General features: G+C 72.8%; 15 protein-coding genes. 3 read left to right on the top strand and 12 right to left on the bottom strand.

Annotated features, from left to right (window positions below):
* Nucleotides 1-41: 41 nt before the first annotated feature.
* The 7 genes from BFV98_RS24660 to glyA all read right to left on the bottom strand — a co-directional run bounded on the left by BFV98_RS24660 (nt 42) and on the right by glyA (nt 4,667).
* Complete coding sequence (locus BFV98_RS24660) at nt 42-863, bottom strand: F0F1 ATP synthase subunit delta (RefSeq protein ID WP_047893557.1); 822 nt, start codon at nt 861-863, stop codon at nt 42-44.
* A complete protein-coding gene (locus BFV98_RS24655; protein ID WP_013288257.1) occupies nt 863-1,402 on the bottom strand; it encodes a F0F1 ATP synthase subunit B in 540 nt (179 codons plus the stop codon). The genes BFV98_RS24660 and BFV98_RS24655 overlap by 1 nt, the downstream gene beginning before the upstream one ends.
* Before the next feature lie 27 nt (nt 1,403-1,429).
* Complete coding sequence (locus BFV98_RS24650; RefSeq protein WP_013288258.1) at nt 1,430-1,663, bottom strand: ATP synthase F0 subunit C; 234 nt, start codon at nt 1,661-1,663, stop codon at nt 1,430-1,432.
* Between the two features lie 70 nt (nt 1,664-1,733).
* The gene (atpB, locus tag BFV98_RS24645) at nt 1,734-2,531 is read right to left on the bottom strand and encodes a F0F1 ATP synthase subunit A (RefSeq protein ID WP_013288259.1); all 798 of its coding nucleotides are present in this window, start codon (nt 2,529-2,531) and stop codon (nt 1,734-1,736) included.
* A gap of 11 nt (nt 2,532-2,542) precedes the next feature.
* Nucleotides 2,543-2,779 carry an AtpZ/AtpI family protein gene (locus BFV98_RS24640; RefSeq protein ID WP_013288260.1) on the bottom strand — a complete coding sequence of 79 codons (237 nt, stop codon included), beginning with the start codon at nt 2,777-2,779 and terminating at the stop codon, nt 2,543-2,545.
* A 174-nt stretch (nt 2,780-2,953) separates the two neighbouring features.
* Entirely contained in the window at nt 2,954-3,385 is a 432-nt protein-coding gene (locus tag BFV98_RS24635; RefSeq protein WP_013288261.1) for a hypothetical protein, read from the bottom strand.
* On the bottom strand, nt 3,378-4,667 hold the full coding sequence (gene glyA / locus BFV98_RS24630) for a serine hydroxymethyltransferase (RefSeq protein WP_176921723.1): 1,290 nt from the start codon (nt 4,665-4,667) through the stop codon (nt 3,378-3,380). Before glyA ends, BFV98_RS24635 begins: the two co-directional genes overlap by 8 nt.
* 35 nt (nt 4,668-4,702) lie before the next feature.
* Here glyA and BFV98_RS24625 point away from each other — a divergent pair, with 35 nt between their 5' ends.
* Nucleotides 4,703-6,169 (top strand): SDR family oxidoreductase, encoded by a 1,467-nt coding sequence (locus BFV98_RS24625; RefSeq protein WP_013475359.1) that lies wholly within the window; start codon nt 4,703-4,705, stop codon nt 6,167-6,169.
* On the opposite strand, the gene BFV98_RS24620 is transcribed toward BFV98_RS24625, so the two are convergent.
* On the bottom strand, nt 6,166-7,008 hold the full coding sequence (locus tag BFV98_RS24620; RefSeq protein WP_236619420.1) for an SDR family NAD(P)-dependent oxidoreductase: 843 nt from the start codon (nt 7,006-7,008) through the stop codon (nt 6,166-6,168). The genes BFV98_RS24625 and BFV98_RS24620 overlap by 4 nt on opposite strands.
* Nucleotides 7,009-7,069: 61 nt before the next feature.
* On the opposite strand from BFV98_RS24620, the gene BFV98_RS24615 reads away from it, so the two are divergent.
* A complete protein-coding gene (locus BFV98_RS24615) occupies nt 7,070-7,696 on the top strand; it encodes a TetR/AcrR family transcriptional regulator (protein WP_013288265.1) in 627 nt (208 codons plus the stop codon).
* A gap of 10 nt (nt 7,697-7,706) precedes the next feature.
* On the opposite strand, the gene BFV98_RS24610 is transcribed toward BFV98_RS24615, so the two are convergent.
* From BFV98_RS24610 to prmC, 4 genes are all read right to left on the bottom strand, one after another.
* Entirely contained in the window at nt 7,707-9,815 is a 2,109-nt protein-coding gene (locus BFV98_RS24610) for a transglycosylase domain-containing protein (RefSeq protein ID WP_071097919.1), read from the bottom strand.
* Between the two features lie 116 nt (nt 9,816-9,931).
* A complete protein-coding gene (locus tag BFV98_RS24605) occupies nt 9,932-10,543 on the bottom strand; it encodes a low molecular weight phosphotyrosine protein phosphatase (RefSeq protein WP_013475356.1) in 612 nt (203 codons plus the stop codon).
* A complete protein-coding gene (locus BFV98_RS24600; RefSeq protein WP_013288268.1) occupies nt 10,544-11,188 on the bottom strand; it encodes an L-threonylcarbamoyladenylate synthase in 645 nt (214 codons plus the stop codon).
* Nucleotides 11,188-12,078 carry a peptide chain release factor N(5)-glutamine methyltransferase gene (prmC, locus tag BFV98_RS24595; RefSeq protein ID WP_071097918.1) on the bottom strand — a complete coding sequence of 297 codons (891 nt, stop codon included), beginning with the start codon at nt 12,076-12,078 and terminating at the stop codon, nt 11,188-11,190. Before prmC ends, BFV98_RS24600 begins: the two co-directional genes overlap by 1 nt.
* 130 nt (nt 12,079-12,208) lie before the next feature.
* Here prmC and BFV98_RS24590 point away from each other — a divergent pair, with 130 nt between their 5' ends.
* The gene (locus BFV98_RS24590) at nt 12,209-13,762 is read left to right on the top strand and encodes a GGDEF domain-containing protein (RefSeq protein ID WP_013288270.1); all 1,554 of its coding nucleotides are present in this window, start codon (nt 12,209-12,211) and stop codon (nt 13,760-13,762) included.
* The last annotated feature ends 46 nt before the right edge of the window (nt 13,763-13,808 follow it).

Here is a 13,808-nt window from a genome sequence, read left to right as displayed (position 1 = left end):
ACCGGTCCGATGGCGTCGAATCAGGGCTGCTAAGACGCTGGTCAGCGCTTCGCGAGCGCGTTGCGGGTCTCGTTGAGGCGGCGCAGGACGGTCCCGTCGTACAGGTCGGATCCGACCCGCACGCGCACTCCGCCGAGCACGTCGGGGTCGACCGTCTGCTTGACGGAGACCTCCCGACCGTACATCTGGGAGAGGCGGGCGCCGAGGCGTCGCTCCTCCTCGTCGTTCAGCGGAGCCGCCACGGTCACGTACGCGACCTGACGGTCCCGCCGGTCGGCGGCCAGCTCGACCAGCCGGGTGAGCGCACCGGTGAAGGAGCGTCCCCCGAAGCCGGCGAGCGCGGCCTCGACGAGGCGGACGGTGACCGGCCGGGCCTTGCCGGCCAGCAGCTGCTGGGCCAGTTCGGCCCGCCGCTGCACCGGGGCCATCGGGTCGGAGAGCGCGTTGGACAGCTCGCCGGAACCGGAGACGACCTTCCCGAAGCGGAACAGCTCGTCCTCGACCTCGCCCAGATCGCCGGCCGAGTCGGCGCTCGCGAGGAGCGCCTCCACGCCGATCCGCTCGACGCCGTCGAGCAGCTCCGACGGGGCCGACCAGCGACCGGAGACCAGCGTGGTGAGCAGGTCGAGCGCGTCCGCGCCGACCTTCCCGCCCAGGATCCCGGTGAGCAGAGCCGCGCGGTCCTCACCCGAGCGCGCCGGGTCGGCCAGCGCCCGGCGCAGCCGCGGCTCGCGCCGCAGCAGGTCGGCGACGGAGAGGATGTCGTCGGCGGTGGAGGCCACCGCCGACGGCTCCGCGCCGCGGGCGTACGCGTCGAGGCGCTCGGCCCCGGCGGAGTACGACTCCCGGCTGGCGGCCTGCATCAGCGGGCCCCCGTGCTCTCGAGACCGCTCAGGAACCGGTCGACGGTGCCCTTGCGACGCGCCTCGTCGGCCAGCGACTCACCGACGATCTTGCTGGCCAGGTCCACCGCGATGGTGCCGACCTCGGTGCGCAGCTCGCGCACGATGGTGGCCCGCTCCGCGGCGAGCTGCTCCTTGCCGGCGGCGATGATCCGGTCGGACTCCTCGCGCGCCTTGGCGAGGATGTCCTGGCGGATGCCCTCGGCGTCGGCCCGGGCGTCGTCCCGGATCTTGGCGGCGTCGGTACGCGCCTCCGCGAGCTGGGCCCGGTACTGCTCGAGCAGCTGGTTCGCCTCGGCCTGCGCGGCCTCGGCGCGCTTGATGCCGCCCTCGATCGCGTCGACCCGGGCCTGGAACGTCTGCTCCATGCGCGGGAAGACGAACTTCATCAGCACGAAGCAGAGCACGATGAAGGCGATCCCACCGACCACGATCTCCTGCCAGACAGGGATGATCGGGTTGTGGGTCGTCTCACCACCCTCAGCGGCGAGGAAGTACATCGGAAACCTCCCGGTCTCAGGGCCGAATTAGAGGTTGCCCTGCCAGATGAAGCCGAAGGCGATACCCAGCAGCGCGAGGGCCTCGATGACGGCGAAGCCGATCCAGACGTACGGCAGGGTCATCCGGGACGACTCCGGCTGGCGGGCGGTCGACTGGATGTAGGCCGAGAAGACCAGGCCCACGCCGATGCCCGGGCCGATGGCCGCGAGACCGTAGCCGATGGCGGCGGTGCTGCCCTCTACCGCGGCGTAGATGTCCATTGGTTGGTTCCTCCTGGTTATCACGCGTGACGGTCACGCGGGACGACAACGGTTGGTGCGAAAGATCGGATCAGTGCTCGTCGGCGAGGGCGCCCTGCACGTAGCTGGCGGTCAGCACCGTGAAGACGTACGCCTGCAGACAGATCACCAGGAACTCGAGGAAGGTCAGCGCCACAGTCATCGTCCAGGACAGCACCGAGACCGGTGCCAGCCAGGCGTTGGCGCTGATCATGGCGAACCCGCCGAGCGTGAAGACCAGCAGGAGCATGTGACCGGCGAACATGTTCGCGAAGAGACGGACGGCCAGCGAGAACGGCCGGACGATGAAGGTCGAGAACAGCTCGATCGGGATCAGCAGCGGCAGGATGAACCAGGGCGCCGGCGGGACCAGAGCGTTCTTGAAGTACTTCACGAAGCCGTGGTGCCGGATGCCGACGTAGTTGAACATCACGTAGCTGATCACGGCGAGGAAGGCCGGGAAGGCGATGTGCGAGTTCGGCGAGATCTGGAAGAACGGCACGATCGCGAAGAAGTTCGTCAGCAGGATGAAGCAGAAGAGCGTGGTGAAGTACGGCGCGAACCGCACTCCCGCGTGACCGATCATGTCCACGGCGATGTTGTTGCGCACGAAGCCGTAGATCGACTCGGCCAGCCACTGCTTCTTGGTGGGGACCAGCTGCGGCTTCCGGTACGTGGCCAGGAAGAAGATGATCAGCACGCCGACGGCGATCCACACCATCGCCGTGATCTTGGTGAACCAGTACGAGTTCTCCGCACCCCAGGGCAGGATGCTGGGCAGGTAGAAGTCCCCCACGCTCGGTGGGAATTCCGCCTGGCCCTGAGCCAGGACGTTCGCCTGTCCGAACACCGCGTCCCTTCCTAAGTAGGCGTGCCAAGTCGGCGGACGACCAGGATGATCCCCCCGGCCATGCCGAGCACGACCCCGATACCGGTGGCGATGCCGCCGGTGTCGAGCCAACGGTCGACCAGCCAGCCGATGAAACCCCAGACGAGCATGCCCCCGATGAGGTATGAGAGCGCGGTCCAACCCTGACCGGCACCGGACGGAACGTCGCCCGAGCCGCCAGTGTTGGGGGGTTTCTGGTCACCGGCCATGACGGGGCGAACGATATCAGTCGAGCAGAAGAGGTTGTGCCTCACCCCCCGCACAACCTGGTTGTGTGGGACACGGGCGGGCGAAGTCGTCTGGAGGAACGGTACTCCTCCCCCGCCACTGAGAGAATGACCGATCGCGGACAGAACCACGCGTCGCCCGAAGGGTGGGACGGCTCAGCGCAGCATCCGTCGGGCATGGACGGTCGTGAGCCACCAGACGTGCACGCCGGTCCAGACCACCACGCCCGCGGCGATGCCGAAACAGAACGGGATCAGTCCCGGCCAGCCGGTCGAGGCCACCAGCACCATCACCCCGCCGAGCGCGGTGATCTTGGCGACGTAGAGGCCCAGCCCGAACGGCAGCACGAGCTGCGGATCCTTCGAGTCCGCCCAGGCAAGCACCACTGTGGTGAGCGTGTAGCTCGCAGCCGTGACGGCCACCCCGGCCGCCGCGCCGAGCGCGCCGTCCGCGCCGCGCCACACCCCGCCGACCACCGCCGCGACAGCGGCCAGCACCGCCACCGCGGCCAGCAGCACCGGCAGATGGCGCAGTCGCCAGCCGCGGTCCGCCGTCGCCTCCGCCGCGCGCGTCCCGGGCTCAGCCACGGGGGTACGCCGGGAACTCGGTGACCAGCTCGGTCACGTCGGCGGCGATCCGGGTCAGCTCGTCGCCGCCCCCGGGGGACTCCGGATCGGTCCGCACCGCCCGACCGATCAACGTGGCGATCCGGCGCATCTCCCCTTCCCGCATGCCCTGGGTGGTGACGCTCGGCGAGCCCACCCGGATGCCGGAGGCCACCGCCGGCGGCTGCGGGTCGTACGGGACGGCGTTCTTGTTCAGCGTGATGCCGGCGGCGTCGCAGCGGGTCTCGGCCTGGGCGCCGGTCACACCGGTCTCGCGCAGGTCGAGCAGGGCCAGGTGGGTGTCGGTGCCGCCGGAGACCGCCGGCAGCCCCTCCGCGGCCAGCCCGTCGGCGAGCGCGCGGGCGTTGGTGACCACCTGGGCGGCGTACGTGCGGAACTCGGGCTGCGCGGCCTCGCGCAGCGCGACCGCCTTGGCGGCGACGGCGTGCATCAGCGGGCCGCCCTGGGTGAACGGGAAGACCGCCTTGTCGATCCGGGCCGCCAGCGGCTCCCGGCAGAGGATCATGCCGCCGCGCGGGCCGCGCAGCACCTTGTGGGTGGTCGCGGTGACCACGTCGGCGTACGGCACGGGCGACGGGATCGCGCCGCCGGCCACCAGGCCGATGAAGTGCGCGGCGTCCACCATCAGGTACGCGTCGACCTCGTCGGCGATCTCCCGGAAGCGGGCGAAGTCGATCAGCCGCGGGTACGCCGTCGCGCCGCAGATGATCATCTTCGGCCGGTGCGCGCGGGCCAGGTCGCGTACCTCGTCGTAGTCGATCGTCCCGGTGTCCCGCCGGACGGTGTAGCCGACCGGGTGGAACCACTTGCCGGAGAAGTTCACCCGGCTGCCGTGGGTCAGGTGCCCGCCGTGCGGCAGGTCCATGGCCAGCACCGTGTCACCCGGCTGCACCAGGGCGGCGTACGCGGCCAGGTTGGCGCTCGCCCCGGAGTGCGGCTGGACGTTCGCGTGCTCGGCGCCGAACAGCTCCTTCGCCCGGGAGATCGCCAGTTCCTCGGCCCGGTCCACCTCGGCGCAGCCGCCGTAGTAGCGCCGCCCCGGGTAGCCCTCGGCGTACTTGTTGGTGAGCGTGGAGCCCAGCGCGGCCAGCACCGCGGGCGAGGTGAGGTTCTCGCTGGCGATCAGTTGCAGGCCGCCGCGCAGCCGGTCCAGCTCACCCAGCACCACCTCGGCGATCTCCGGGTCGACGGTACTGAGCTGCTGAAAGTCCGGCCCCCAGAAGGTATCCCTCGCGTTCTCCACAGCGAAGGAGTCTACGGAGCCGCACACTGGATGCCGTGAGATGCCTCGTCACCGGTGCGACCGGCTACATCGGCGGACGCCTCGCGCCCCGGCTGCTGGCCGAGGGGCACACCGTACGCTGCCTGGCCCGCACCGCCGGACGGCTGCGGGACGTGCCGTGGGCGGCCGAGGCGGAGGTCGTCGAGGGCGACCTCCGCCGGCCGGAGACGCTGCCGGCCGTGTTCGCAGGCGTGGAGGTGGCGTACTACCTGGTCCACTCGCTGGGCCAGCGTGGTTTCGAGGCGGCCGACCGGGAGGCGGCGACGAACTTCGCCGAGGCGGCGCGCGCCGCGGGCGTACGCCGGATCGTGTATCTCGGCGGGCCGGAGCCGGCGGAGCGCGACGGCCTGCCCTCGGCGCACCTGCGCTCCCGGGCGGAGGTCGCGCGGATCCTGCTGGACAGCGGCGTGCCCACTGCGGTGCTGCGCGCCGCCGTGATCATCGGATCCGGTTCGGCCTCGTTCGAGATGCTGCGCCACCTGACCGAGCGGCTCCCGGCGATGGTCACCCCGCGCTGGGTGCGCAACCGGATCCAGCCGATCGCGGTCCGGGACGTGCTGCGCTACCTGGCCGGCTGCGCGCACCTGCCGGCCGACGTCAACCGGGCCTTCGACATCGGCGGCCCGGACGTGCTGACGTTCTCCGAGATGATGCAGCGGTACGCCCGGGTGGCCGGGCTGCGGCGCCGGGTCATCCTGCCGGTACGCCCGCTCACCCCGTCGCTCTCCTCGCACTGGGTCGGCCTGATCACGCCGGTGCCGAACGCGATCGCCCGGCCGCTCGTGGAGAGCCTGGTGCACGAGGCGGTGGCGCACGAGCACGACATCGCCCGGTACGTGCCGGACCCGCCGGACGGGCTGATCGGCTTCGACCAGGCGGTCGCGCTGGCGCTGACCAAGGTGCGGGACGCGGAGGTGGAGACGCGCTGGTCGAACGCGAGCGGGCCGGACGCGCCCGCCGAGCCGCTGCCGTCGGATCCGCACTGGTCCGGCGGCACCGCGTACACCGATCTGCGGGAGCGGACGGTGGACGCGCCACCGGCGGCGTTGTGGCGGGTCATCGAGGGCGTCGGCGGCGAGAACGGCTGGTACTCGTTCCCGCTCGCCTGGTCGGTGCGCGGCTGGATGGACCGCCTGATCGGCGGCGTCGGGCTGCGCCGGGGACGGCGCGACCCGCACCGGCTCCAGGTCGGCGAGGCGCTGGACTTCTGGCGGGTCGAGGAGATCGTCCCGGGTGAGCTGCTGCGGCTGCGCGCCGAGATGCGGCTGCCCGGCCGCGCCTGGCTGGAGATGCGCGCCGAGCCGGACGGGGACGGCCGCAGCAGGTACGTGCAGCGGGCCGTGTTCCTCCCGCGCGGCCTGCCCGGCCACCTCTACTGGGCCTCGGTGGCCCCCTTCCACGCCGTCGTCTTCGGCGGCATGGCCCGCAACATCGCCCGGGGCGCCGAACACCCCGCCGGTTAGGACGGAGAGCCGTTCTTCAGTGCGGGGCCGAGGAGCAGCCCTCCGTCGATGACGTACTCGGCGCCGGTAATGAAGGCCGCGTCCGGCGACGTGAGGAACAACAGCAGCGCGGTGATGTCGGCGGGCTGCCCGAGTCGCGGGACGGCGAACGGCTCGGGCGAGTAGAAGTCGGCGATCGGGGCGTCGCTGCCGGCCGCCGGCTCGGTGATGAACGGGGTGGCGACCACGCCGGGGTGGATCGCGTTGACGCGGATGTTGTCGCGGCCCAGTTCGAGGGCGGCGGTCCGGGTGAGACCTCGAACCGCCCACTTGCCGGCGACGTAGGGCGCGTAGAGGGCGGTACCGCCGAGGCCCGTGGTGGAGCCGATGTTGACGATCGTTCCTCCCCCCGCGCGCCGCAGCGCCGGGGCGGCTGCCCTGATGCCGAGGAACGTGCCGGTGAGGTTGACGTCGAGGATGCGGGCCCACGTGGCCAGGTCGGTGGACTCGATGACGGCCGGCGGGTTCTGCACCCCGGCGTTGTTGACGAGGATCGTGAGCGCACCGAATGTCTTCTCGGTCTCCGCGACGGCGGCGGCCCACGACTCCTCCCGGGTGACGTCCAGGCGGACGGAGAGGGCCCGGTGTCCCAGCTCGGCGGCGAGGCCGGCGCCACGGTCGGCGTCGATGCCACCGATGACGACGTTGGCGCCTTCGGCGTGCAGGGCGCGGACGTGGCTGGCCCCCTGCCCGCCGCTGCCTCCGGTGACGAGAACTGTCTGATCGGCGAAACGGGACATCGGATCCTCCGGTACGTACGGGACGACCACCCGGGACGGGTGGTGAGTCGAGCGACTCACCACTCGAAGCTACGCCCCCGCAGATGGTGAGTCAACCCACTCACCTCGCTATGATGGGCGCATGACCCCAGCGCCGTCGGCCTATCACCAGCGCGTGGCGGAGGAGAAGCGCGCGCTGATCCTGCAGGCCGCCACCGAGCTCTTCCTGGAGTCGGGCTACGACCGGGCGTCACTGGCGCGTATCGCCGAGAGTGCCGGCGTGTCGAAGGCGACGCTGTTCAAGCAGTTCCCGACGAAGGCGGCACTGTTCGATGCCATCGTCATCGACTCGTGGGCCCGCAACGACGTCGCCGACGTGCCGCCCGCCGGTGACCTGACGGCCGGCCTGACGGTTCTCGGGCGGCACTACGCGACGCTGTTGAGCCGGCCGGAGATGACCGATCTGTTCCGCATCGTGATCGCCGAACTGCCACGCTTTCCCGAACTGGCCCGAGCGCACTTCTCCCAGGGCAAACTGCCGTACTTCGAGTCCGTCCGGACCTACCTCGTGGCCGAGCACGAGGCGGGAGCCGCGGACGTCGACGACCCGGAGATGGCCGCTACGCAGTTCCTCGGGATGATCTCCAATTACCTGTTCTGGCCGCGCCTGGTCCTCCCGGACTGGACGGTCACCCCTGACCGCACGACAGCGGTGGTGGACGAAGCCGTCCGGACCACTGTCGCGCGGTACGGCAGGTCGACGAGCTGACGGAAGTCTCTCAGTTACCGGTGCGCGGGCTGGTGTGCTGGAAGGCCACCGCCTGGCCGGGCGGGACGAAGTCGCGTACCGGCTCGTCGCGCAGCGACCACGCGAGGATGCGGCCCACGGCGGCGATCTGCCGCTTCTGCACGCCGCCGCCGACCGCGTCCCGGGGGTCGTCCGGGTTCGCGGCGATCGTCGCCACCGACAGCTGCGGGGTGAACGCGACGACCGTCTCGGTGGCGTTCCGCTCCGAGCTGCCGGTCTTGCCCGCCACCGGCCGGCGCAGACCAGGGGCCAGTTCCTCGGCGGTGCCGCCGTCGCAGCGCCGGTACATCGACTGGTCGCCGACCGGGCAGCGACTGGCGTCGGCCGCCGCGCGGGCCACCTCGGTGTCGAGCACCTGCCGGCAGTCGGTGTTCCCGGCCGGCACCGTCCGGCCGCCCGGATCGGTGATCGAGGTGACCGGCGTGGGCCGGCACCAGGTGCCCTCGGCGGCCACCGCGGCGTACGCGCCGGCCAGGTCCAGCGGTGTGGTGGCGGAGACCCCGAGCGTGAACGGTCCCCAGCTCTTGGCTCCCTCGCGGGCCATCCGGGCGTCCGCCGGGGCACGGAAGACGATGCCCAGCCGCTGGGCCATCTCGACCACCCGGTCCGCGCCGACGCGCTCGGTCAGCCACGCGAAGTACGTGTTCACCGACCGGCCGAACGCGTCCCACATGTCCCGGTCGCCGTCCATCCAGTAGGTGTTGGCGTTCGCCGGGCACCACCGGCCGCCGCAGCTCGCCGGGCCGGCGCCGACCGGGTACTGCGTCACGTAGACGCGCGGCGCGTCGAACTCGGTGTCCAGCGGCAGCCCGGACTCCAGCGCGGCCAGCAGGGCGAACAGCTTGAACGTGGAGCCCGCCTGATAGCCGGTGATGCCGCCACCACCGGCCACCAGCTGGTTGACCGTGTTCGGGTAGTTCTGCTGCCCGTCCGGGTTGGCGGTCGTGCCGTAGGTGCGGTTCACCGCCATGGCCAGCACCCGGCCGGTGCCCGGCTGCACCACGGCGGTCGGCGCCGCCCGCGCGATCGTCTCCGGGTAGATCTCCCGCACCTGCTCGCTCGCCTTGGCCTGCACGTCCGGGTCGAGCGAGGACACGATCTTCCAGCCGCCGCGGCGCAGCGTCCGCTGCCGCTCGTCGACGTTCTCGCCGAACGCCGGCTGGGCGTTCCACCACTGGGTGAACCAGTCGCAGAAGAAGCCCCAGTCGTTGTGGTCGGCGGGCACCGCGGCGCAGTCGTTCGGTGTGGTGTTGGGCTTGAGGGCCAGCTCCGTTGCCTTCGCCGCCTCGGCGTCGGCCGCGCTGACCCGGCCGGACTCCACCATCCGGTCCAGCACGTACGCCCGCCGCTGCCGGGCCGCGTCGGCGTCGCCGTTGATCGGGTCGTCGGCCGGGGACCGGACCAGCCCGGCGAGCAGCGCGGCCTGGGCCAGCGTGAGCCGCTCCGGGGTGGTGGAGAAGTAGCGCTTGCTGGCGGCGGCGATGCCGTACGCCCCGGCGCCGAAGTACGCGATGTTCAGGTAGCGCCCGAGGATCTCGTCCTTGCCGATCTGCCGTTCCAGCGTCAGCGCGTACCGCATCTCGCGGATCTTGCGCCCGACGGTGATCTCGGTGGCGGCGGCGCGCTGCTCCTCGGTCAGCCGGGGGTCACCGGCGAGCGCGTTGCGCACGTACTGCATGGTCAGCGTGGAGGCGCCCTGGCGGGTGCCCTCGCGACGGTTGGCCGTGAACGCCCGCGCCACGCCGCGCACGTCGACGCCGTGGTGCTCGTAGAAGCGCACGTCCTCGGCGGCCACGATGGCGTCGCGCATCACCGGCGCCACCTCGCCGACCGGCACGTCCACCCGGTCCTCGACGTAGAACGAGGTGATGAGCGTCCGCCCGTCGTTGGCGTACAGGTTGGACCGCTGCGCCGGCTGCGGCGTCTTGAGCGCCTCCGGCAGCACCGTGTACGGCATCAGGTTCTTCACGCCCAGCCCGAAGACCAGCGCGGCCGGCAGCGCGGCTGCGGCCAGGGCCAGTCCGGCGAGCACGCCGGCGAGCACAACGGTGAACAGCTTGTCGAGATAGGCCCGGTTCATCAGCTCTCCCCGCAGGAGCCGGCCGTACGGACCCGTTCAGAATGACCGGAATGGCCGCTTTCGCCGCCGTCTTCCGCGAAATGCGCAGGAAGTTCGCGAGGAAGGATGAACCGCGATCAGGGGAGCAGCACGGCAGCCAGCGGCTGCACCGTCTCCTCGATCTCGTCGGCGACCCGGCTGAAGCACTGGTCGCCCCGCCCCCACGGGTCGTCCAGGTCGTCGGTGGGCAGCGCGGAGGCGTTCTGCCGGGCCGCGTCGACGGCCGCGACGAGGGCGACGCCGCGCGCGTACACGGCGTCCGGCGTCGGCTCGGCCGGCGGCAGGGCGGACCGGTCCAGCGCGCCGAGCAGGCGGCCGAACTCCCCGAGCACGAACGTGCGCGCGGCGGCGTCCGGCCGCAGCGCCACCACGTACTCCTGCTGGTCGGCGGTGGCGGTGAGCACCAGGTCGGCGGCGTCGATCAGGTCGGAGCGCAGCCGCCGGGCGGCGAACCCGTCGGTGTCACCGCCGCGCGAGATCACCTGCCGGGCGGCGGGCGGGTTCATCTCCTCCCCCGCGTGCCAGCCGCCGGTGCCGGCGCTGTGGCTGTGCACGAGCGCGTCCGACCCGGCCGGATCGACGTCGAGGCGGGCCAGCCGCTCCCGGACCGCGAGCAGCAGCAACCGCTCGGCCATCGGCGACCGGCAGATGTTGCCCATGCAGACGTGCAGGACGGTGAAGGGCGGCACTCAGACCCCCCGCTCGTCGAGGATGTCCGGCACGACCTCGCGCAGCTTCGCCAGCGTCACCGCGCCCTCGCGCAGCACCCGCGGCACGTCGCCGGTCAGGTCGACGATGGTGCTCGGCACCGGGTCCACCGCCGGCCCGGCCTCCAGGTACGCCCGGACGCCGTAGCCGAGCTGGTCACGCGCCTCCTCGGCGGTGAGCGCGGCGGGCTGGCCGATCTTGTTGGCCGACGCGACGGCCATCGGCCCGGTCTCCCGCAGCACCTCCAGCGCGACCGGGTGCAGGGGCATCCGCACCGCCACCGTGCCGCTGGAGTCGCCCAGGTCCCAGGCCAGGCTCGGCGAGTGCTCCACCACGATGGTCAGCGCGCCGGGCCAGAACGCCTCGACCAGGTCGCGGGCCGCGCCGGGCAGCGAGAAGACCAGGCCGTCGAGCGTGTGCCGGGAACCGATGAGCACCGGGGGCGCCTGCCGGGCGCCACCCTTCGTGTCCGCCAGGGCCTTCACCGCGTACGGGGTGAAGGCGTCCGCCCCGATGCCGTAGACCGTGTCGGTCGGCAGGACGACGAGTTCCCCGTTCTTGACCGCCTCGATGGCAGCGGCGATGCCGCGGTCCCGGTCGGCGGGCGACCGACAGTCGTAGAGCATCACGAGGAGTCAGTCTGCCACGCCCGGGCGGGGTCGGCGTGGGTGCCGTCCGCCCGCCGGGACGCGCTCGCCCAGCGGGGCCGCCCGGCCAGGTCCCGGTGCTCCTCCACCCGGTCGTAGCGGCCGTCGCCGCGCAGCAGCGCGGGCACCGCCGCCGCGTGCGTGTCGTCGTGCTCGATGCCGATCGCCCCGCCCGGACGCAGCAACGCGGCGGCCCGGCCGACCACCGGACGGATCACGTCCAGCCCGTCCGCGCCGCCGAACACCGCCTCGTCCGGGTCGTGCCCGGCCACCTCCGGCGGCACCGCTACCGACCTCGGCACGTACGGCGGGTTGCACAGCAGCACGTCGACCCGTCCGGCCAGGTCGGCCAGCAGGTCCGGATCGGTCACGTCGGCGGCCACCACCTCGACCGGCCGGTCCCCGGCGGCAGCGCGCCCGGCCGCGTTGCGCCGCAGCCAGGCCAGCGCGGCCGGGGACCGCTCCACCGCCACCACCCGGGCCGCGGGCACCTCCTGCGCGACAGCGAGGGCGATCGCGCCGGAACCGCTGCACAGGTCGACCACGAGCGGCGCGGCGTGCTCCCGGGCACGCTCGATCCCCCACCCGGCCAGCAGCTCGGTCTCCGGCCGGGGCACGAAGACGCCCGGCCCGACGGCCAGCTCCAGGTGCCGGAAACCGGCCGAGCCGAGCAGGTGCTGCAACGGCTCGCGGGTCACCCGCCGGCCGACGAGCGCGTCCAGGCGGTCACGTTGCGCCGCGGTGAAGCCGTCGGCGAGCGCCAGCCGGCCACGCGGCACGTCCAGGACGTACGCGGCGAGCTGCTCGGCCTCGGCGCGGGGCGCCTCGACGCCCGCCGCGGCGAGCGCGCGCGCCACCCGGATGATCACCAGCGAGGGGCGTTCGCGTTCTGTCCCTTCGGACGGGTGTTGCGGGAGTGCGGTCACGCAATAATCATGAGGCGTCGCGGCCCACCTCACGAGCGGGTGCGTCCGGGCGCACACCGCAGGGAGGTCGCGAGTGGGCTGGCTCGACCAGGTCGAGGACCAGGTTGACGCTCTCCGACGCGCTCGGTCACTCCAGGAGGCCAGCCGGTCCGCGGAGGCGTGTGCCCTGCTCGACCGCGTCATCCGCACCACCGACGACCCGTACGCCCGCGCCGACGCGCTCGTGCAACGCCTGTCCGCGCTGATCAATCTCGGCCGGACCGCCGAGTTCACCCGGGCCGTCGAGGACGCCTCCGCCGCCGTACGCGACCTGACCGAGCCCTACCTGCACGGGCACCTCAACGCGCTGGCCGCGCTCGCCGCACACCACCAGGGCGCGCTGGACCGATGCGTGATGCACCTGGTCCGGGCCGCCCGCGCGCTCAGCGCCGACGACACGCCCGACCGGGACACCGCCTGGGGCTGGCACGACCTGGCGATGGCGTACTCGTACCTGAGCTTCCACGGCCACGCGCTCGGCGCGATCGAGCGGGCCCGGGAGGTCGGGCTCAGCGTCGGCATCCCCGAGGAGACGTTCGCCGCCCCCGGGATCCGGCTGCGCAACGCGGTCGCGCTCGACCACAACGGCGACAGCGACGGCTGCCTGCGGGTGCTGCGCGACGTCGCCGGTGACCTCGCCCGGTTCCTGCGCGGCGGGGGTGCCGGCAACCTGCGCCCGAGCAGCCTGGCCGCGTACGGCTACGCCGCCGCCCGGCGGGCCGCGCTCGGCGACCGGGTGGAGTCCGCCGGGGACGCCGACCCGAACCGGCTGCTCGGCCACGGCGGTGACAGTGCCCGCGCCCGCGACCTGCGCCAGCTCGGTCAGGTCTGCCTCGCGGTGGCCGCCGGCCGCCCGATCGAGGCGGTCACCCGCCTGGACTCGCTGCGGGTATCCGACGAGACGCTCGGCGCGGCCGAGGCACCCCGGCTGCGCAGCGTGGCGCTGGCCCGGGCCGGTGACCATGCGGGCGCGCACCGGGCCGACCGGCACGCGTTCCGGCTGGCGGCGCGGCGCAGCGACCGGCTGCGGGACGTCTACATCGACGGCATCGCCGCCCGGATCGACCACGAGGAGATGCGCCGCGAGGCGGCCCGGTACGAGGGCGAGGCGCTCACCGACCCGCTCACCGGCCTGCCCAACCGGCGCCGGCTGGAGCGCTACCTGGGCGCCGTGGTGTCCCGGGGCGAGCGGGTGGTGATCGGCGTCTGCGACCTCGACGGGTTCAAGGCGGTGAACACCCGGCACGGCCACCACTCCGGGGACCTGGTGCTGCAACGGGTCGCCGGGGTGATCAACCGGGTGATGCGGCGGGGCGACTTCGTGGCGCGCTACGGCGGCGACGAGTTCGTCGTGGTGCTGCCCGACACCGGCATGCCGGAGGCGGTCGAGGTGGCCCGCCGGATCGAGGCGGCCGTCCGCACCGAGGACTGGGAGTCCCTGGTCCCGGGCACGCCGGTCGGGGTGACGATCGGCTTCGCCGAGGTCGACGGCAGCACCACCGTGAGCGTCCGGGAGGCGCTGGGCGCCGCGTTCGAGCTGGCCGACCGGGAGATGCTGCGCGCCAAGGCGCGGTTGCGGGCGAGCTGAGCGGTAAGGAGGGGGCCCTTGTTAACGCCTCCGGTAGAGGAGGGGC

It is taken from the genome of Micromonospora sp. WMMB235 (assembly GCF_001855515.1).
Classification (GTDB): Bacteria; Actinomycetota; Actinomycetes; order Mycobacteriales; family Micromonosporaceae; genus Micromonospora; species Micromonospora aurantiaca.
Note: the sequence above shows the minus strand (reverse complement) of the source record. Positions and strands in the feature narration are given on the sequence as shown.

Bases quoted from the DNA above. Each gene is read 5' to 3' on its own strand.
- BFV98_RS24660 (WP_047893557.1), bottom strand. From the start codon at position 863: ATGCAGGCCGCCAGCCGGGAGTCGTACTCCGCCGGGGCCGAGCGCCTC.
- BFV98_RS24655 (WP_013288257.1), bottom strand. From the start codon at position 1,402: ATGTACTTCCTCGCCGCTGAGGGTGGTGAGACGACCCACAACCCGATC.
- BFV98_RS24650 (WP_013288258.1), bottom strand. From the start codon at position 1,663: ATGGACATCTACGCCGCGGTAGAGGGCAGCACCGCCGCCATCGGCTAC.
- BFV98_RS24640 (WP_013288260.1), bottom strand. From the start codon at position 2,779: ATGGCCGGTGACCAGAAACCCCCCAACACTGGCGGCTCGGGCGACGTT.
- BFV98_RS24615 (WP_013288265.1), top strand. From the start codon at position 7,070: ATGACCCCAGCGCCGTCGGCCTATCACCAGCGCGTGGCGGAGGAGAAG.
- BFV98_RS24610 (WP_071097919.1), bottom strand. From the start codon at position 9,815: ATGAACCGGGCCTATCTCGACAAGCTGTTCACCGTTGTGCTCGCCGGC.
- BFV98_RS24600 (WP_013288268.1), bottom strand. From the start codon at position 11,188: ATGCTCTACGACTGTCGGTCGCCCGCCGACCGGGACCGCGGCATCGCC.